The organism is Marinobacter sp. MIT930201 (genome assembly GCF_047122665.1).
Classification (GTDB): Bacteria; Pseudomonadota; Gammaproteobacteria; order Pseudomonadales; family Oleiphilaceae; genus Marinobacter; species Marinobacter salarius.
Window position 1 is genome coordinate 3,214,943 of record NZ_CP138916.1, and the last position, 18,876, is coordinate 3,233,818.

The window sequence follows — 18,876 nt, forward strand, 5'->3', positions numbered from 1 at the left end:
AGGGGGAAACTGTGACAGACCTATTTTTCGGGGCTTTCGCGTAGGTTCTCTGTGTAGATGAATTGCGAACAGGCGTTTACGAAAGTCATCGGATGGCAAAGTTGCATGCTATCACTCAAACGGTTGTTACACATTTCTGGAAGTTAAACATGTACTTCATGAATACATGTTCTAATCTGGTCGACAAGAGTGAGCGTTTGGTTAATCGGGTAACCTGGTTCGCTTTCCCGGAGTCATTCCCCGCTCCCACTCAGCTTCGTCTCCTGGCGCCGGAAGAAACCGGCCAAACTCGATCATCTGAGTGGCTGGAATGTCCTGCAGGTAGATCCACACGTCCTCAGCAGTTATGCCCGCAATTCGGGCTATCTCTTCAAGCATCTGGCTCATCAGGGCCTGCTTGACCTCGGTATTGCGGCCCTGCCGGATCAGGCCGTGCACATACACCTGGGGCGCGGTGTTCACGCTGCCACCGACAAAGTGATCGCCCTCATCGGTAGAAAAAAACCAAACCTGGGCAAAGAAACGGGGCGCTCCTGTTTGTGTGCTGTGGGCCGTTGTTATGGCCTCCGCGATCTGTGATTTCTGCTGCTGCGACAGAGAAAGATTCGCGACCGTGACGGTATAAGTGGGCATGGGGGAATCCTACCGGGAGTGACATGTATTTACCTGTTCTGGCCGACGTTGAGAATCAGGTGGTCTTGTTTCACTATAGCAATGCTTACCTGCATGGCCATACGCACGGGCCGGGTTGGCGTCATTGGGGAATCTGGAGGGCGTAGGCATGCAAATCGGAGTGATCGCAGACACCCACAGCAAGATGCGTCCCGAAGCCCTGGAGGTTTTGGAAGGCTCAGATCTGATTCTTCATGCCGGTGACGTGGGGCGGGACGAGGTTCTGGAAGCGCTGGAGCAGATCGCCCCCTTGGTTGCGATCCGTGGCAATATCGACAAAACCGGCCGCGCAGCCACTCTTCCCGATGTTCAGGATCTGGAATTCCTCGGCCAGGCTTTTTACATGCTCCACGACGTCAAAACCCTCGACCTCGATCCGCAAGGCCGTTACCGCGTGGTCATCGCTGGGCATTCCCACAAACCCCGTAATGAATGGATTGGAGATGTGCTTTATTTCAACCCAGGCGGCGCCGGGCCCCGGCGTTTTACTCTGCCGATCACGGTGGGGCGGCTGCAGGTGAGTGAGGGCGGTGTGGTTGGTGAGATTGTTGAACTGCCGGTTTGATGAGTTGGAAGAACCGGGGCAGATCTGTTTGATCGCGCGGGTTGATTCCTTCCTGATTATTTTGGAAACTCCGCTAGGTATTGCAGCGGCAGGAGCCAGTGAAGGCGATCCTGCGCAAAGATGGACAAATCTCCCTCAAGGACAGAAGGAGCAAAGGAATGAGCAAGAAAGTTGTTTTATTAGGTGATGTGGGTACTGATCACTCCGGGTTCCCACCAACCCCGGTAATCGCCGGTTCCTCCGATGTGTTGATTGATGGCAAACCTGTTGCCCGCGTTGGTGATCCCCTCGCACCACATTCCAAACCCAAGCATCCGCCTCATCCACGGGCTATAGCAGCGCGGTGGCTGGTGGCCAGGTTGTGTATGGTGCATCCAACCCATTCTTCGAAGTAGACCCGCGGATGGTCGGGTCTCGCGCTTCTGCCCTTACTTCGGTCTGATCTTGTTGTTTCCACCCGGTCGGATGGCAGGGGTAAAGGCGGATTCCATTTTAAAGCTGATGGCACCGCCGGCAAATTAAGCCCCAGATCACAATCCCGTCGCTTTGATATTTGGCTCTGAAATCGCCGAAACGCCGATGCGCTCGGCCAGGTAATCGCAAAAGTGTTGGGCGACGTCCTGACCGTCAAGGTCTTCGGCGATGGTGATCTTGTTTTGCTGGTTATCAACCGCAATAAGCTTGAAGTGTTCCACTTTGTCCACGCCCTGGCCCGTGCTACCCGTGCGCTTGATTGCCAAATGCCTAACCTGATTCATGGCCAGCTTGCGGCTGCGTACAGGCAGATAGAGCCAGCTTCTTAACGTACGAATTCCGTGGCGGTCGATACGAACGACCAGGCGGTTGAAGGGCAGGTACAAAGCCGCAGCACTTGCGGCGATGGCCACCAACACAAAGGGGATGGTGAACAGACCCGCTAGCAAGCCAAAGCCCCCGCCCGAGAAAGCGGACATCAGCATCATTGAGCTGGCAAAGCCGAAACCGCCGGCAAAAAACCAGGCGAATAAGGTGAGCACTTTATTGCGGAACATGGGGAAGCGCATTTTTATCTGATGGCCATAATCCTGGTAGTGCATGGCCCGGGAAAGGCCAGGCAGATCCAACCGCCCCGACTGTATGGCTTCTTTAGCGGCCCGTGATTTTTCGTCGCGTAAGGCGCGCACTTGCGCACTGATATCATGCCCTGCACTTTGAGAACGGGCATCGCCTTTGAACGCCGGAATGTCGTACTGGCGCTCCAGATCCACGCCCTCGATATCCGCTTTTACGGACAGGCGCCAGAAATGGTATTTGCTGGAACGTTTAGCATCTGCCTCTGGCAAGTCTTTCGGCAAGTCAAAGCTAAAAGCAAGGCGTACACCGGGCCCTGCAGCTTCAACTCGCGGCGTTCCGCGCTCGGCCCAGAGGATTCTCTCTACGCGGGAGCGGTTTTTCCCGGAGCCGGAGACGTAGGTATAAATGCACTCCAGCGTCACGGTGACTTCTGCACCGGGAGTTATCAGGTCCTGGGCCCGAAGCCGGGGCACAAGAATTGTGCCACCCATCTGACCACCAATGGCTGCCGGATAGGGGGTCATGACAAGCTCGACTGTGCCGTAGTGACGATATGCTCGGGTCATGGTTACCGCTTTCCACAATAGCCCGAGGCCCACTGCAGGAAAAAGCAATGCCATTAAAACCGTCCAGAGGCTTTGATCCCAGGCTTTGGGTAGGGTCCACAGTAGCGGCGTGCTTATGGTGTTCCACACAAGGGCTACTACCCATATAAGCAACAGGGTGCGTTTACGATCAGATCGGATGTGGGGGCTTTCCCAGCCCTTGCGGCTTTGCCAGTTGGAGTTTTTGGGTGCCATTGGTCCTTCTCGTTGCGGACAGAAAACCGGGACAGATCATTGAGCTTTTTCGTTAGCCAAATGCACTTTCAGCAGATTACATCCTAAATTGGATCCATGCTCACAGGCACGCGTCAATAACTTTAACCCTTTCTTCAGGTTCTTGGTCACTCCTTGACCGGAGGCATACATAGTTGCCAAGAAAGAACAGCCAAGCATAGAATTATTTGAGCACGACTTTTGAAAGTATTCTAAGGCTCGTTGGTAATCGATAGGTACGCCTCGGCCATGCAGATAAATTGCACCCAGCGCATCGCAGCCTATAGTCAGGTCCCTGTCACAGGCCATCTTATTGTAGTGAAGCATTTTTTGGATATCACGCTCCACGCCTAAACCTTTGTAGTAAAGACCGCCTAGATTGTTACATCCCCAAACTGCCTCATCGTTGCACGACTTCTCGTAGAGAGATTTTGCTTTTCGAATATCTTTTTCAACACCTCTTCCCTCTTGGTAAAAATAGCCTAAATTATTGCAGCCCTGCAGGGCGCCCCTTTCACAGGCCAAATGATATATATCCCTTGCGGCCGAATAACTCTGATCAACTCCCGCGCCGTTCTCGAACATGAAGCCAATGTTGACGCAGGCTTCAAGATCATCTGCTTTACATGCGACATCATAAAACTTTATTGCTCGCACGTAGTCTGAATCAACACCAAATCCAGTCATATAAAGCCAGCCAGCCCATTTGCATCCATCAGGATGCCCGAACTCGCAGGCTTTCTGGTAGAGGTCAGCTGCTTTCTTTCCATCATCGTCTAGGTAATAGTCGCTTGCTGCGATAATGCAATTTTCTAATCCACCTCCATCACAATTCTTTTCTAAGAAGAAAAGTGTTTGTTTCTCATTCGTGGAGAGCCGAGCCAGGTCATCGCAGGTGGCCTTTGGAAAAGTATCACATAGGTATCTGTCGAATAAGCTTGTGTTCGAGAGTTCTGAATCTTTAAAGAAAGGAAAAAGAATAGCGATGATCAGAAATATTGCAATGCCGCCTATTAGTGCGATTTGATGGCCCGGATTATGCTCGATATCTAAGAGTTCGTTGAGTCGTGTTTTTGAAATTAAACGAACACACCATGATGAAAGGCAGTAAAGCCATGCCCAAATGGATGTTAAAAAGGTGGAGTAGAAGAATATGGAAAATATACTGAAAACCGCCACCAATTCCACAAGCGATGGAGCTGGTTTTCCAAGAACAAAAAGATAGGCCTCAATGGCGAACCAGATAATGCCAGCAGTGATAAGTGCATCGAATGCCAGTAAAGCTAGCTGGTTCCATATGCTTGATATGGAGCTAAATTTATTAAGCAACCAACGCGTTTCAAATAATGATAAGTAATCAGAAATTACATTAAGTATCAGGGCATAAATGATAAGGTCCTTGGTGTCAAGATATACCCCAATTCGGCCTTTCTCTTGGAGGATGTCGCCCAGTAAAAAATACAATATAAATACTGTAATAAAAGATGCAACAGATGACCTTAGGAAACAAGCCCAGCTAAGATGTCTTCGGCCAAAAACAGCGTCGAATAATAGACAGAACTGCCTCAGCCAAGTGGACTCATAGCTTCCCCACAGCCAGAGTGACAAATGTTCCTTACTTTCTTTGGATAAATGTTTAGAACTAAACCAACTCACTGTTCCGTAAAAGCTGACAGCGATGCCCAGGGCGTAGGCCCAATAATTCGATATTTCAGAAAAATTAAATGTACTCAGATCAATGCTCATCGGTCGCGTTTGCCTATCTGGTTACATATGATCGGCCTAAGTGCAAGAAATAGCCGCTTAGAGCTATAGCAACCCTCATACATCCAGCTTGAGGACCGGCCATATTTGGACGAGTCCACGACCGTAGGATTCAGCTTAATTTACCTTATGGAGCTTTGCATAGAAAAAGCCCCGCCTAAACGGAAAACCGGAACAGGCTCCCCCTGCTGAGACGGATTCCTCATATCCATATACCACTCGCGTATAGCCCATAATTGCACCAAATTTCCTGAGGCCTTGTGGCACAAGGCTTATGGGCACTTAACCCTAGGTTCCTAACAAACTTATCCACAGCTTCTGTGAGTAAAGTACGTGGCAATACCGGTTTACCAACGAGCCGGTACTGACCAGAATCCTCGCCCTTACGTTTTTGAATGCCTGCTCACTAACGGGCCAGGGTATAACGGGAGCCTCCATGAAAGCTGTACTTGATGCTTATCTGAATACGTCGCTGGTTCTGCGCATTGGTATTGCGCTTGTTCTTGGTCTGATTGTGGGACTGGTGGGCGGGCCCGCGGTGGCCGAATGGCTGGACCCTCTGGGAGAACTGCTGCTTCGGTTGCTGAAGTTCCTGGTTGTGCCGATTGTCCTGTTAACACTGATGGTGGGAATCAATCAGGCCAATCTTGGCAGTATGGGGCGTGTGGGCCGGAAGATGCTGGGCTTCTATGTGCTGACTTCGGCGTTGGCGATCACGGTGGGGCTGGGTGTAGCGTCTGCTTTCTCGCCTGGCAGTGGCCTGGAATTGACGTCTTCGGAAAGTGTCGAAGTGCCGGAGAATCCGGGCTTTATCCAGGTACTTCTGAACATTGTTCCCACCAACATGGTTGAGGCCTTTGCCGAGCCGAACCTGCTGGGGATTATCTTCACCGCGATTGTTTTTGGCATTGCTCTGTTGAAACTGCGGGAGTCAAAGGCTCACGGCGAAGTCGCTGAGCGGGTGTATGGCGTGGTTTCAGGTCTGAACGAGGTCACCATGAAGGTGATGGCCGGGGTGCTCCAGTATGTTCCGATAGGTGTGTTTGCGATTGTGGCCAGCACTGCAGGTGAGCAGGGCATGAACACGATACTGGCCCTCGGGGATATGGTCATGGTGTTGTACATCGCCCTGGCGGTACAGCTGGTGGTCTACGGGGTTCTTATGCGTCTTAACGGCGTAAACCTGATGGACTTCGTTCGCGAGGCCCGGGCTCCGGTCGCCACGGCCTTTGCCACCCAGAGCAGTTCCGGAACGCTGCCCCTGACCCTGAACGCAGCGCGGCGTTTGGGTGTTCCCCAGAGTATCTATGGCTTCAGCTTGCCGCTGGGCGCCACCATCAATATGGACGGAGCCGGCATCCGCATTGCCATTTCTGCAGCCTTTGCGGCCAATGTGATAGGGGTGCCCCTGGACTTTGTCACCATGCTGGAAATCGTTCTGATCGGCACTCTGGCCTCCATCGGTACGGCCGGTGTGCCGGGTGCGGGTATCGTGATGATTGCTACGGTGTTTGCCCAGGTGGGCCTGCCCATTGAAACCGTAGCGCTGCTGGTGTCCATCGATGCCCTTGTGGGTATGGGGGCCACGGCGATGAATGTCACCGGGGATCTGGTGTGCACTTCAGTGATTGCCCGTTCCGAGGATAAATATGAGGCGGCAGAGGCAGGCTCAAGCCAGGCGGTGCCGCAGGAACAGCTGTCCTAGGGGCAGCGTGTCAGTGGGAGCCGAGCATCGACTGACTCACATTGATGCGGCCCCTTTCATGCTGGTCACCTGAGCGACATAGGCGGTGATAAAGGCGGTTTCCTGAAACACCTTCAACTCCGTGTCGGCGAACGCAATGGGCAGTGGGTTGGATGCCAGGGTAGATTTGATCATTGCCGGGGGCAGCAAGGTCACGGTTAACTCAGTGTCGGTGATCAGTTGAATGGCCGCTTCCAATTTGAAGCTGATGGCACCGCCGGCAAACTTGCCTTTCGGCATCCGCTCCTTGATCGCGACACGGGTGACCCCGTACTCGGCCATTAACTCCGCAAAGACCGCCTGGAACCGCTTCAGGTCTTCACGGCTATGATTTTTCGGCAGTGACAGTTTGCGCACCTTGCACTCCGGCAGGTTGAACTGCCCTCTGTCCATATTCAGCAAACACACCACCGCATCGCTGCCCGTCAGTTCAACTCCGCAAACAATCATAGCCATTGTCCTCTGTGCTCCAGTTGTGATCAGCCACGAATGACTTTACCAGCATGCACTTGTCCGATGTGGTTCTTGGCAAACTTTTACAATTGACTACATTTCGCTATTTCATTTTTGCAGTAAAAACATAAGCTTGTGCCGTTGGTCTGACTGACCTTGTCATAACCAGTCTGCAGCAGGCGTTCCTGGTTGGCCGGATAGGGTTCCGTGTAGAGGGGAATCTGATTATCGACGAAGAGATCGACGGTTGCAGCGCAAACGCATAGTTCAGATTCTTGCGCGCTAAGTACCTGGAATTCTCTCGGCCGGCAGTTTCTGTCGGCCTTTTCAGCTCCGAACTCTCAAAGCACGTTTTTGTTGCTCGGCCACAGTGGCCGATGTTTCCTTGGCGAGTAGTTACAAAAATCCTAAGGCGCCGAAACGAAGACTGATTTATGTTTCACGTCGGATGGATTTAGGAAACGAAGCAAGGATGTTTGAGAAATGGATTTGAGCCCGGTCTACCAGCTCCTTATCACTTCTACTCTGGTACCTGTTGCCCCTTGCAATCATGCTGGGTGTAATCAAGTCGCCCTGGTTCAAAGGTAAGTTTGGCGAGTTTCTGGTCAACTTCTCCGCACGGTGGTTACTGGATAAATCCCGCTACCATCTCATCAAGAACGTTACCCTCCCCACAGAGGACGGCACCACGCAGATTGACCATGTTCTGGTGTCGGAATTCGGGGTCTTCGTTGTCGAGACAAAAAACATGAAGGGCTGGATATTTGGTGGCCCTCATCAGCGCTTCTGGACCCAGAAGATTTTCCGCTCCAATCACAAGTTCCAGAACCCGCTGCACCAGAACTATAAGCACGTAAAAACGCTCCAGGCATTGCTCGGGTTAAACGACCATCAGGTGCACTCGGTGGTGGTGTTTGTGGGGGACAGCACGTTCAAAACACCCATGCCGGAAAACGTGACTCAGGGGCTGGGGTATGTTCGTTATATCAAGTCGAAGATTGATCCTTTGCTTAGCCTGGAGCAGGTGGCGGAGGTTCGGGAGAAGGTGGCAGCTGGTCGCCTCAAGGCATCTTTCGCCACCGACCGGGCCCATGCTCACCATGTGAGAAATTTGGTTGCCGAGCGCTACGCTGAAGCGCCTCGTCGGCCGAGTAGGGGACGCCTCAAGTTCTTGGTTTTTCCAGCCTTGATGTTGGGCGTCGGCGCGATCGGAATGAACGCCTATTGGAATTTTGCTTCGCAGGAGATGGCAATAGACACAAAAAGGGTGCCTGAGCACAGGGTTCAAAGCGCACCGCAGCCCACTCGTCACAGACCTGAAAGCGAGCCCAAAACCGATTCACGGACGGTGGAGCCTGAGCCTTCGTCAAGTGCTGTTATTCAGCGTGTTCATCAATCTTCCTCCGAGTTTCTTTTGGCGCGGCAGGAATGTAACTCCCTGATTGCGGCTGCTATTGGTAGCTCGGATCCGCGCCTTCTAAGAGACAGGGACAAGGCGTGTGCTCGGTATAAGGTTTTGCGAGGGGAAGAGCATTGAATCTGAAAGGGTAGCGCCCCTGGGCAAGTAACCTAGTTCAGTCGATAGAATGGACGATCATAATCGAGACTGGTTGGCCGCTGGTCTGGCGAACTGGTTGTGCCTTCTCCTGTGTAGAGAATATTGTTGTTGATGTAAACGACATTGTACTCGTCGATCTCGAAGTCGGCGCCATTGAACTGAGTCACATGCGACGTGAGTTCGGTAGCGGTGAGGCCGGAACTCAGTAAAACGTCTTCACCGAGTGTGAAGTTGCCTGATGAGGTAGGATTTGGAGCTTCCGGTAACGGGGTGGTGCAAGCGCTATCGATGTAGTTCTCGATACTTGTGGCAAATGCGCTGCGGGTGAAAGAGACCGTCACGATATCGTAGTGTGCTTCGCCCTCCACGTGCCCGCATGGTTTCTTCCAGGTGCCCTCGAGTACCGTGACTTGATCGGGTGGCGTCACGGGGTCGCTATCGTCGTTCCCGTCAGACGAACCTGAACCGGGAGTGGTATTTTCGTTGGTTTTTTCCAGATCGCTCCCACTTCCGCCGCCTCCGCAACCGACCATTAATGCCGAAATAAAGGTGCACGCCAAAATCCTTTGCATCGTTCTGTTTCCTTACAATGTTATCTAAATAGAATATTGTTATATCATTGTTGCATAAGGTGGATGGCCGCGATAGACCTGGCTCTCTCTGGAGAGGGCGGCATACTCTCCTGTTCATCCAGGATGAGCCGAGGTGTTCCGATCTCCGGCTTTCGGAGTCAGCGCCACTGCTGGCTATAATGGCCTACCTCAAACCGTTGCAGAAAACGTTATGCCAATCGAAAAGATTAAGTGGTCAGACGCTGTTGTGAATAAGTTTCAGGTGTTGGTGATTCCATTGCTGTCGTTAATCGCCGGCTGTACCAACATGGCCGGCGATGTCGCCAGAACCATTCATCCGGCGCCGTCGTCTGCTCTGGATGAAAACACGCTGTTTTCCGTTGCCAGTGAGTTCTTCATCGGGAAGGACTATGAGTGTGATGCCAGGCATGACCTGAGTACGCTTAGGTGTGCCAAAGAACTTCGTGATCTTTATATTCACCAGACCCAAGCGGTGGTGCAGATTTATCCCGGCGACGATGTGGCGTATCCCCATACTTTGGTGACGTCTCGATGGGATGAAGGGCTGATTCCGGGTGAGTTCATTTCCAGTGAGTTCACGAATCCCGATGTGACGGCGTTTTGTGAGTATCTTCAGGCGCAGGCGGTGGGGAGTTGCCGATTGTTGACCGAACACCGCTCTGCCCGGGGGCCGGAATGATCAAGCCGAGTTGCTACAGCTGTCGGAAAAAATTTGACCCATCCGAGCTGAGGCTTTCCTACTCAAAAAACTACTGTGAGGGCTGCGGCGTTGGGCTGTTTGGTGACGACTATTTTCGTTTCGCCAGAAAGCCCGCTCCAACGGCCCGGAAGAACCTGGCTGTTCATGTGGCCGTGCTTCTTTCTGTGGTTGCCGGCTTGTCGTTATGGCTTTTGATGGGTAGGGCGTGACGGCTCCAGGCTATTTGTAGACCTCCCGCAAGGACAGTAAGGCAAAGTACGGTACAACGCCGATCCCGGATTGGTCACTGAGCCCCATTCGACCGTCTGCCGGCATGGATGCACAGTTTTGCAAATACTACCGAGCCGTACCCGGGAACCGTCTGATCGTGTGGTAAGCGAACTCCGTGAGGTAATCGTTGACGGCCAGCGAGGATTCCGCTGCTTTGCTTTCGTCCCCATGACAGATGGCCTTCAGGGTTGCTGCATGTAGTTTGCCGGCAATTCCGAACTCAAGGTTGAATGACTGAATGTGAGCGAACCAGAACCGCCTTGAGAGCCCCTGTAGAGGAAGAATGGCCATGGTGAGGTATTCGTTCTGAGTGGAATCCGCAACGGCACGGTGCACCTTCTTCAACGTCTCTCCATACCGTTTAGGGTTTCCATAAAGGGTCTCGTCCAGCAGCTGTTCTGCGAGCTGCAGCATCGCTTCTTTCTGGGCGACAGTTGAGCGATGAGCCGCAAACCGTACCGCCTGTTCCTCCAGGGTTCTCCTGACTTCAAGCAGTTTTAACTGTACTTCGACCGACATTAACGGAATCAGAATCCCTTTGCGTGGATGTATCTCCACCATCTTTTCTGCTGCGAGTTTCTGTAGGGCTTCTCGAATAGGGGTTCTGCCCAGCTCCGTCTGCTTCATCAGCTGACTCTCCGAAACCATGGTTCCTGGCTCCAGTTCCCGGAAGGTAATCAACTGCTCCAGCAAATCGTAGGCAACGTCGCTTTTGTTCTTCATCCGTCAGGGGCTGCTTATGGGTGAATGTTGGAAAAGGATTGATCGCCAGCATAGCAAAATCGTTTGACACTGACTATATCTTCTGAATACGATTGATGTTCAACTGATATATCACAACAACAAGAGGTGAGTATTATGGATTTCAAATCGTGGAAAACAGTGTGCCGCTATGAGCAGCAGCCGGATCTTCCGGTGCTGGACGAGGTAGATGTACTGGTGGTTGGCGGCGGTGCCGCCGGGGTTGCAGCCGCAACAGTGGCTGGAGAAGCCGGGAAATCAGTGCTGCTGATCGAGAAGTATGGTTTCTGTGGTGGCGCGGCTGTGGCTGGAATGTCGGGCACTATTTGCGGCATGTATCTGGCGAGGGAGCAGCACCCGGATGGCCCGGAGCAGGTGGTTTTCGGGTTTACGGAGAGATTTCGCACGGAACTGCGCCGTCGGGGCGGCCTGACTGAGCCGCAGGCCTACGGCAAAACGTTCACAGCAACTCATGACCCTCTGATGTGGAGAGAGGCAGCAGATCAGTTCCTGCTGGAGGCCGGCGTCAAGCTCTACCTGCATACGGCGGTCACCGGCGTGATCATGGAGGGCGATCATTTCCAGGGTGTTGTGATCGAATCCAATGCCGGGCGCTCTGTGGTTCTTGCGAAGCGGATCATTGATGCATCCGGGGATGCGGCGGTCATCGCACGGGCGGGGCATCGCTATTTTTACGGGGACCAAGGGCGAATCCAGAATCCAACGATGTTCTTCCGTGTGGGGGGCGTCGATATCGATACCTATCTGGACTATTACGGTGACAATACCATTTGTCCGCCGAAGGTCACGGCGGCCATTGATGAGGCCAGGGAAACCGGGGAATACACCCTTCCCAGAAATAAAATCTGGATGTTCCCGACGACTCGACCGGGCGAACTCATGGTGAATGCGACCCGCCTGGCCGGTCAGGGTGGTCGGGTTCTGAACGTCATTGATCCTGCGGACTTCACTGAAGCGGAGATCGGTGGGCGATTACAGGTCAGGGACTACACAAGATTCCTCAACAACTTCGTGCCCGGCTGTGAGAACGCTTACGTGGTGGATACGGGGGTCGAAGTGGGGATTCGCCAGACACGTTCTATAGTCGGCGTTGAGATGCTCACCAATGAAGACGTCGTCAGTTGCCGGAAGAGAGACGACGGGATCTGTCGGGTACCTTGGCCCATTGAATTGCACAATGGCGAAAAGCCGAAGTTGCACTGGTTGCTGGATGATTATTATGAAGTGCCCTATGGCGCACTGCTTCCGGAAATCGGAGAAAACATTATTGTTGCGGGCCGATGCCTGAGTGCTGAACATGAGGCGCTGGCGTCTGCCCGTGTCACTGCACAGTGCTTTGAATATGGCCATGCTGCGGCTACAGCGGCGGTTTACTCTCTCAACGCAAGCATTCCTATGCGCAGCATTGAGGGTACAACTATTCGCGCAATGATGCGTGACAACGGCAGCGCTCTCTGAGGACAACATAATGAAAACAACACAAAATCTTCGCAATCCCCTTCGGGACCTGACGCAGGAAAACATCTCTGCGGGTTTGCTGGCCGCTATCTTCGGCTGTGTTGCCACATCTCTCATTATCATTAACTCGGGAGCGCAGGCAGGGCTGACGGATGGCCAGATCGTGAGCTGGCTGTTTTCCTGTTGGTTCTTTGGCGGGTGTATTGGTGTGTATCTGGCCTGGAAAACGGGCCAGCCGATCAGTGGCGCCTGGTCGATTCCGGCGGCAGTGATGCTTGGCGGAACTCTCGGACATTTCCCGTTTGAGGAAGCCGTGGGTGCCTATTTCATGGCTGGCGCTATGGTGTTTGTACTGGGAGTAACGGGGTTGGTGAATCGCATCATTCGCCTGATCCCTATGCCTATTATCATGGCGATGATCGCGGGAGCCCTTATGCGGTTTGCGACGGGCATCATGGGAGGGTTGTCGGACCTGCCCCTGATTGCAGGGGCCACAGTGGCTACTTATTTCTGCTCTCTGGCTCTTCTTCCCAGGGTGACACCCATTATCCCGGCGCTCGCGGTTGGGCTGTCACTGTTCTTCGTCTTTGGTGAAGCCGCACCGGTAGCAACGGCCGCCCAGTTTCAGCTGCCTGGTTTCTATATGCCTGCGTTCTCATTCGAGGCATTCATTGCCATCTCGTTGCCTGTTGCCGTTCTGGTGGTTGGTGCTGAAAACGCCCAGGCGACAGGGGTGCTTATGAGCGAGGGGTACAAGCCGCCGGTGAATACCATGACTACGCTGTCCGGAATTGGAGGCATGGTCGCGTGCTTTTTTGGCGCTCATAATGCCAACATCGCCGGGCCGATGACGGCCATCTGTTCGTCCGAGGTAGCAGGGAGCGAGAAAGAAAAGCGCTATGTGGCTTCGATAATCTGTGGGCTGATTTGCCTGACTTTCGGGATCCTTTCCAGCTATGCGATCAGCTTTATCAAGCTTGTGCCCCTGGCCCTCATCGCCACTGTTGCAGGGTTGGCAATGATTAACGTCCTGCTTCAGTCACTGCAACTGGCGTTCACAACTGAGAAAAAAGCGTCCTTCCAGCTCGGTGCTTTCACCGCTTTTGTGGTTGCCTTGAGTGGCGTTAGTTTTCTGAACATCACTGCGCCATTCTGGGCATTGGTGGCGGGGCTGGTCATCACTCTGATTACAGAGAAGCAGCAGTTTAAACAACTCTTGGTCCCGCAAACGCCATAACTCCCTTACCGCTCTGGAAACGGCCAGACTGGCGAGCCAGTCTGGCCGTGGAGTCGATGTCTCGGAAACAGTCCTTCCGCCGCCAGTGGCTATAAATTACCAGTGGTTACTTCTTTGGGCGGTAGCAAGTACTGAAAGAATTATCGGGGCTCACAGGTAACGTCAGCCGTGTCTGCTAGTATGGCCGCCTTGTTACCCTGAAAACGATTAAGCCCCAAAAAATGAATGTTCCCTTCAAGCTCCGGCCTTACCAGCAGGAAGCCGTCGACGCCACGCTGAATCATTTCCGCAGATCCGATGAGTCTGCCGTCATCGTGCTGCCAACCGGCGCCGGCAAAAGCCTGGTCATTGCCGAGCTGGCCCGTCTTGCCCGGCGCAAGATTCTGGTGCTGACCCACGTCAAAGAGCTTGTGGAGCAAAATCACGCCAAATACCAGAGTTATGGGTTGGCCGGCGGCATCTTCTCCGCCGGGCTGAAGCGCAAGGAAAGCCACCATCAGGTGACGTTTGCCAGTGTGCAGTCGGTATCGGCGAATCTGGATCAGTTCCGGGATGAATACTCGCTGGTCATCATCGATGAGTGTCATCGGGTCAGCGGCGATGAAACCAGTCAGTATCAACGCATTATTGAGTTGCTACGGCAACAGAATGACGTCCTCAAAGTGCTCGGGCTGACCGCTACGCCCTACCGTCTGGCCATGGGCTGGATCTATCGTTATCACTACCGGGGCTTTGTTCGCGGCTCTGTTGACGAGCAGGACAAGCCCTTTCAGCACTGCATTTACGAACTGCCGTTGAGCTATATGATCAATCGGGGGTATCTCACCCGGCCCGAGTTGGTGAATGCGGCAGTGGCGCAATACGATTTCTCCGCGCTGGCTCGGGACCGCTTTGGCGAGTATGCCGAGAAGGACGTCAACCAGCTGCTGAGCAAACACAAGCGTGTGACCCGCGCGATCATTGAGCAGGTGATGGAACTGGCCGCTGAGCGCCAGGGAGTGATGATCTTTGCGGCCACGGTGGAGCATGCGAGGGAGATCACCGGTTATCTTCCTGAATATGAGACCGCTTTGGTAACTGGCGCGACCGATCAGAAAGATCGGGACATGCTGATTCAACGATTCAAACAGCGGCAGTTGAAGTACTTGGTGAACGTATCCGTGCTCACCACGGGCTTTGATGCGCCCCATGTGGACGTTATTGCCATTCTTCGGCCTACCCAGTCGGTCAGCCTGTATCAGCAGATCGTGGGCCGTGGTCTTCGCCTTGACGAGGGCAAGCAGGATTGCCTGGTGATTGATTACGCGGGCAACCACGTGAATCTGCATCATCCGGAGGTGGGCGAACCGAAACCGAACCCGGACAGTGAGCCGGTGCAGGTATTCTGCCCGGGCTGTGGCTTTGCCAATATCTTCTGGGGCAAAACAGACAGTGAAGGCCGTGTGCTCGAGCACTACGGGCGCCGTTGTCAGGGGCTTCTGGAGCCTGTGGACGGAGACGAGCCTGCTTCGCAGAAAGGTCGCCTTGAGCAGTGTTATTACCGTTTTCGCTTCAAGGAGTGTCCCCACTGCGGTGGCGAGAACGATATTGCCGCCCGCAACTGTCACCGATGCCAGAAAGCCATTATCGACCCGGATGATCAGCTGAGAGATGCGCTGAAGCTCAAGGATGCCATGGTGATCCGTTGCGCTGGAATTGCACTCAGTGTTGATGGAAACAAGCTGAGAGTGACCTATCACGGCGAGGACGGGGAGGAACTCAGGGAGTCGTTTGATTTCAGCAAGCCTGGCCAGCGCACCGTTTTCAACAAGCTGTTCGGGCGGCGTTTCGCGAACGGCCGAGCGCCGAAAACATTCAGCAAGGCGGAGGAAGTACTTGAGAGCCAGGCCTTGTTGCCAGCGCCGGATTTTGTTGTTGCCCGCAAGCAGAAGCATTATTGGCAGGTGCAGGAGCGGATTTTTGATTATCGGGGTAGCTATCGTAAGGCGAATGAGGTGTAAAACCGATGGTCCGTAAAGCCCTGACCTTCTATATCGAATTGACTGAAGTGCACGCTGCCGAACCGGGGGGCGTTAGCGCCTGGTTGCGCGCACAAGGTCGTGATGCTCAGAGCTCGAAGGTCATGGCCACTTCCGGCGCCTGGATGAAGTGCCCCTGAAAATGGCGGATGCCACGGTCCCAGAACCACGTCAGAGCCTTGGCGTCTTCGACCCGGGTGGCTACGATTGGCTGGCTCGACCCGAAGACCCCGGTAAGCTGGCGAAGCATGTTTTCCAGTTCAGCCGTCTGCTCGGCGCTGGTGCCATACTTTGGAGCCAGCTTCACGAATTCCACGGTCGGCAACTCTTTCAGCAGTTCAATCGATGCCGGGCCGGTCTCAACGTGCTCGATGATAAGACCACAGTTCATGCCGTGCAGCACGTTTAATACCTGCTTGGCCTTTGCGACGTCTTTGATCACGGTTGGGCTGGACAATGCGAGGTAAATGCGGCGTTTGCCTTTGATGCTCGCGTTGCGCATACCGCTGCTGAGAAAGGGCATCATTCTGGCTACATCCGCCATGGGGGACGCGAGTTTGATCGCCACGGAGTAACCCGCTGCGGCTTTTCCCGAAAGCTCTGAGAGTCCCTCAAGCGCGTGCTCCACGACCCAACGATCGAGATCATGCAAGGTGCCATGATTTCCCTCTGTCAGCTGTGGCAAGAACTGGCCGGGCAGATACAAGGCATCGTCTTCATCCACTAGCCGTACCAGGGCTTCAAAGACAGTATCTCCGGAGTTCATATTCACGATCGGCTGGTAGTGCAGTTTGAAGGCCTGGGCATCTAGCAGTTCCCGAATGCGATCATCCAGTTTGCTATGATCGGAACGCTCCGGCGCCCGCCGCCAGACCACCCGAGCGTTGTCCGCCTGCATGGCCTCACAACAAGCCTGCTCGACTTCCATCAGGGCCTTGTCTTCATTCACCGCTTCTGTAAGAGGCAATACGCCCATACTGACGGTAACGGAATTCGGCGGTTCACCCAGGGACCATGCCGGGCTGTTCAGGCGTTGGTGAAACTGGTCCAGATAGGCACTTGCGTCCTCGGCTACAGGCGCGGTTATTTGAAACAGGAAGCTGCCGCCGCCCAGGCGACAGCCGGAATCCCTGGCACCCAATTGGTCCGCGAAGTGGTGCTCCATGCGGGCAGTTAAACTGGCCAGTGCGCGTGCGCCATGCTGTGCGCGCAGGTACTCCTCGCGGTCGATTCCCACCTGGACCAGAAACCGCGCCTGGTTGTTAGGCGAGGCCTCAAGATAAGCGAGGGAGGAGGCCAGTTCGGTCAGAAAAAAGTCATGGTTCTGCAAGCCCTGACGTTCTTTGCGTTGACTGACCAGGTTGATGCGCGCCGAGATGCGTTGAGCCTGTGCCAGGTGATGATGCAGCGCCGCCAAGAATCGTTGATTGTCGAGTGGTTTCTGGAAGAACTCATTGCCCGCCATGCTGTTCGTCTCGAGGTGGTCGGCTACTGCCTGCGACGCTGACACAAACAGGATGGGGATGGTGAGATATCTTGGGTCCTGGCGCAGCGCGCGGGCAAGTTCCAGACCTTGGACGCCCGGCATTTCGTGGTCCAGCACGATGGCGTCAGGTTGGAACTGTTCGATGCGCTCGAGAATTCTCGCGGGCTGGGAAAGGCCTTCTACTTCGTAACCTTGATTGAACAGTAAGTCTTGATAGTAGGCGAGCAGGTCGCTGTCGTCATCCACCCAAAGTACCCTTTGCCTGACACTGGTGCTGAGTAGCTGATCGATCCGCTTCTCCAGCGCGTCCATATCCAGGGGTTTGGTGATGTAGCCATCCGCGCCGGCCCGCATAGCCCGCATACGTGCGACGATGTCATTTCGGGCTGACATCATGATCACCGGGCTACAGGCATCCACCTGGTGCTTGAGGCGGTCAAGAAGCGTTATTCCCTCCAAAGCGCCGTCGGGGAAGCTGATGTCCAGAAGAATCAAGTGGTAGTAGTCGTTTGTTTGTTGGCTAAAGGCGTTTGGCGTGTCGAACGTGTCAACATCAAAGCCCCGTTGTTCCAACCAACCCTGCAGAAAAACCGCCTGGTTGCGATCGTCCTCGATGACGGCGATTCGGTGATGGTTTATGACAGTCACAGCCGCCGGGGCCGTTTCGTTCGGGGTGGCGGTATTGATAGCCTGGTCAATGGCCCGCTCCAGAGCCTGGAGCGAGGCTTCAATCTGGTCACGTTCTATGGGAGTTGCTACCGGTTTATTCAGCACGTGCTGCAACTGGCTCTCGAGGACCTGTGCACTTTCGCTGATGGCAGAAAACTGGAACGTAGTTCCGCTGCCCGACAGCTTGTGGGCGCACCGGTCCATGAGCAATAGTGTTTTCTTGTCCCAATTGACATGTTGCAAATGGCTCCAGGAAGCTCTCAGTTCCTTTGCGCGGCTTGGAAGGTTTTGAGCATACTGCTGTCTGAGCTCCTGATACTTTACTCCCAAGTTGGCGCCTACCATTCATGAACCTCATCTGCTGTTGGAGGAAAATCAGAGTGTGGGTCAGATTTCGAATTAACGGAGAGTGTTGTTACCTGATCATAGCTTGCTGAAAAAAGTTCCGCGACTTGTTATCAGATGGAAGTGAACCGAGGCAGGTCTGATTTGCCTTCACTGAAGTCAAGGCCGCCACTGGGTATAATGGCGTACTTTGAACCGTCGAAGAGAACCTATCCTATGCCAATCGAAAAGAATCAGGTGGTCCTGTTTCACTACAGTGTCCGTGATGAACAGGGCAACGAAGTTGAGAATTCCCGTGGTGGCAAGCCGAATGCCTACCTGCATGGCCACGGCGGTGTTATCCAGGGTCTGGAAGAAGCCCTGGAAGGTCGTGAGGCTGGCGATACGTTCAGCGTTACCGTCACTCCGGAAAAAGCCTACGGTCCGCGCAAGGCCGATGCCGTTCAGCGCGTGCCGGTCAAGCATCTGATGGGGGCCAAACGCTGGAAGCGGGGCATGATCGCCCAGGTGCAAACGGAGCAGGGCCCGCGCCATGTGATCGTCGCCAAGGTCGGCCTCAAATTTGCCGATGTCGACACCAACCACCCGATGGCCGGTAAAACCCTGACCTTCGATATCGAAGTGATCGAAGTACGTGCCGCCGATGCGGAAGAGATAGCGCACGGCCACGCGCATGGGCCGGGTGGGCATCACTGAAGATAAAAGGGGGCG

16 protein-coding genes are annotated in these 18,876 nt (G+C 54.0%); 9 read left to right on the top strand and 7 right to left on the bottom strand.

Going from position 1 to position 18,876, the window contains the following annotated elements:
• Positions 1–201: 201 nt before the first annotated feature.
• A complete protein-coding gene (locus tag SIC19_RS14630; protein WP_075196941.1) occupies positions 202–633 on the bottom strand; it encodes a tautomerase family protein in 432 nt (143 codons plus the stop codon).
• Positions 634–781: 148 nt separating this feature from the next.
• Between SIC19_RS14630 and SIC19_RS14635 the strand changes: the two genes are divergently transcribed.
• Both SIC19_RS14635 and SIC19_RS14640 read left to right on the top strand, forming a co-directional pair.
• Positions 782–1,237, top strand: a complete 456-nt coding sequence (locus SIC19_RS14635) for a metallophosphoesterase family protein (protein ID WP_075196942.1) — start codon at positions 782–784, stop codon at positions 1,235–1,237.
• Between the two features lie 158 nt (positions 1,238–1,395).
• A complete protein-coding gene (locus SIC19_RS14640) occupies positions 1,396–1,632 on the top strand; it encodes a PAAR domain-containing protein (protein ID WP_075196943.1) in 237 nt (78 codons plus the stop codon).
• Positions 1,633–1,767: 135 nt separating this feature from the next.
• Here the strand turns inward: SIC19_RS14640 and SIC19_RS14645 are convergent, their stop codons facing one another.
• Positions 1,768–2,910, bottom strand: a complete 1,143-nt coding sequence (locus tag SIC19_RS14645) for a hypothetical protein (protein ID WP_075196944.1) — start codon at positions 2,908–2,910, stop codon at positions 1,768–1,770.
• Positions 2,911–3,126: 216 nt separating this feature from the next.
• Positions 3,127–4,854 carry a tetratricopeptide repeat protein gene (locus tag SIC19_RS14650; protein WP_075196945.1) on the bottom strand — a complete coding sequence of 576 codons (1,728 nt, stop codon included), beginning with the start codon at positions 4,852–4,854 and terminating at the stop codon, positions 3,127–3,129.
• A 454-nt stretch (positions 4,855–5,308) separates the two neighbouring features.
• Between SIC19_RS14650 and SIC19_RS14655 the strand changes: the two genes are divergently transcribed.
• Positions 5,309–6,577: a dicarboxylate/amino acid:cation symporter gene (locus SIC19_RS14655; protein WP_085679442.1), complete on the top strand. Its 1,269-nt coding sequence runs from the start codon at positions 5,309–5,311 to the stop codon at positions 6,575–6,577.
• 36 nt (positions 6,578–6,613) lie between these two features.
• Here the strand turns inward: SIC19_RS14655 and SIC19_RS14660 are convergent, their stop codons facing one another.
• On the bottom strand, positions 6,614–7,066 hold the full coding sequence (locus tag SIC19_RS14660; RefSeq protein WP_075197071.1) for a DUF3010 family protein: 453 nt from the start codon (positions 7,064–7,066) through the stop codon (positions 6,614–6,616).
• Between the two features lie 538 nt (positions 7,067–7,604).
• Here SIC19_RS14660 and SIC19_RS14665 point away from each other — a divergent pair.
• Positions 7,605–8,606 (top strand): nuclease-related domain-containing protein, encoded by a 1,002-nt coding sequence (locus tag SIC19_RS14665; RefSeq protein ID WP_228712256.1) that lies wholly within the window; start codon positions 7,605–7,607, stop codon positions 8,604–8,606.
• Positions 8,607–8,638: 32 nt separating this feature from the next.
• Here SIC19_RS14665 and SIC19_RS14670 read toward each other — a convergent pair whose 3' ends face one another.
• Entirely contained in the window at positions 8,639–9,199 is a 561-nt protein-coding gene (locus SIC19_RS14670; RefSeq protein WP_127401801.1) for a hypothetical protein, read from the bottom strand.
• 247 nt (positions 9,200–9,446) lie between these two features.
• Between SIC19_RS14670 and SIC19_RS14675 the strand changes: the two genes are divergently transcribed.
• Positions 9,447–9,899 carry a hypothetical protein gene (locus SIC19_RS14675; RefSeq protein ID WP_228712255.1) on the top strand — a complete coding sequence of 151 codons (453 nt, stop codon included), beginning with the start codon at positions 9,447–9,449 and terminating at the stop codon, positions 9,897–9,899.
• A 357-nt stretch (positions 9,900–10,256) separates the two neighbouring features.
• Here SIC19_RS14675 and SIC19_RS14680 read toward each other — a convergent pair whose 3' ends face one another.
• A complete protein-coding gene (locus SIC19_RS14680) occupies positions 10,257–10,913 on the bottom strand; it encodes a GntR family transcriptional regulator (RefSeq protein ID WP_075196948.1) in 657 nt (218 codons plus the stop codon).
• Between the two features lie 135 nt (positions 10,914–11,048).
• Between SIC19_RS14680 and SIC19_RS14685 the strand changes: the two genes are divergently transcribed.
• The 3 genes from SIC19_RS14685 (at position 11,049) to SIC19_RS14695 (ending at position 15,647) form a co-directional block, all read left to right on the top strand.
• Entirely contained in the window at positions 11,049–12,410 is a 1,362-nt protein-coding gene (locus tag SIC19_RS14685; RefSeq protein ID WP_075196949.1) for an FAD-dependent oxidoreductase, read from the top strand.
• Between the two features lie 10 nt (positions 12,411–12,420).
• Positions 12,421–13,647 (top strand): benzoate/H(+) symporter BenE family transporter, encoded by a 1,227-nt coding sequence (locus SIC19_RS14690; protein ID WP_075196950.1) that lies wholly within the window; start codon positions 12,421–12,423, stop codon positions 13,645–13,647.
• A gap of 221 nt (positions 13,648–13,868) precedes the next feature.
• The gene (locus SIC19_RS14695) at positions 13,869–15,647 is read left to right on the top strand and encodes a DEAD/DEAH box helicase (protein ID WP_127401800.1); all 1,779 of its coding nucleotides are present in this window, start codon (positions 13,869–13,871) and stop codon (positions 15,645–15,647) included.
• A 106-nt stretch (positions 15,648–15,753) separates the two neighbouring features.
• On the opposite strand, the gene SIC19_RS14700 is transcribed toward SIC19_RS14695, so the two are convergent.
• Positions 15,754–18,165 (bottom strand): response regulator, encoded by a 2,412-nt coding sequence (locus SIC19_RS14700; protein ID WP_127401799.1) that lies wholly within the window; start codon positions 18,163–18,165, stop codon positions 15,754–15,756.
• 216 nt (positions 18,166–18,381) lie between these two features.
• Between SIC19_RS14700 and SIC19_RS14705 the strand changes: the two genes are divergently transcribed.
• Complete coding sequence (locus SIC19_RS14705; RefSeq protein ID WP_085679461.1) at positions 18,382–18,861, top strand: FKBP-type peptidyl-prolyl cis-trans isomerase; 480 nt, start codon at positions 18,382–18,384, stop codon at positions 18,859–18,861.
• The last annotated feature ends 15 nt before the right edge of the window (positions 18,862–18,876 follow it).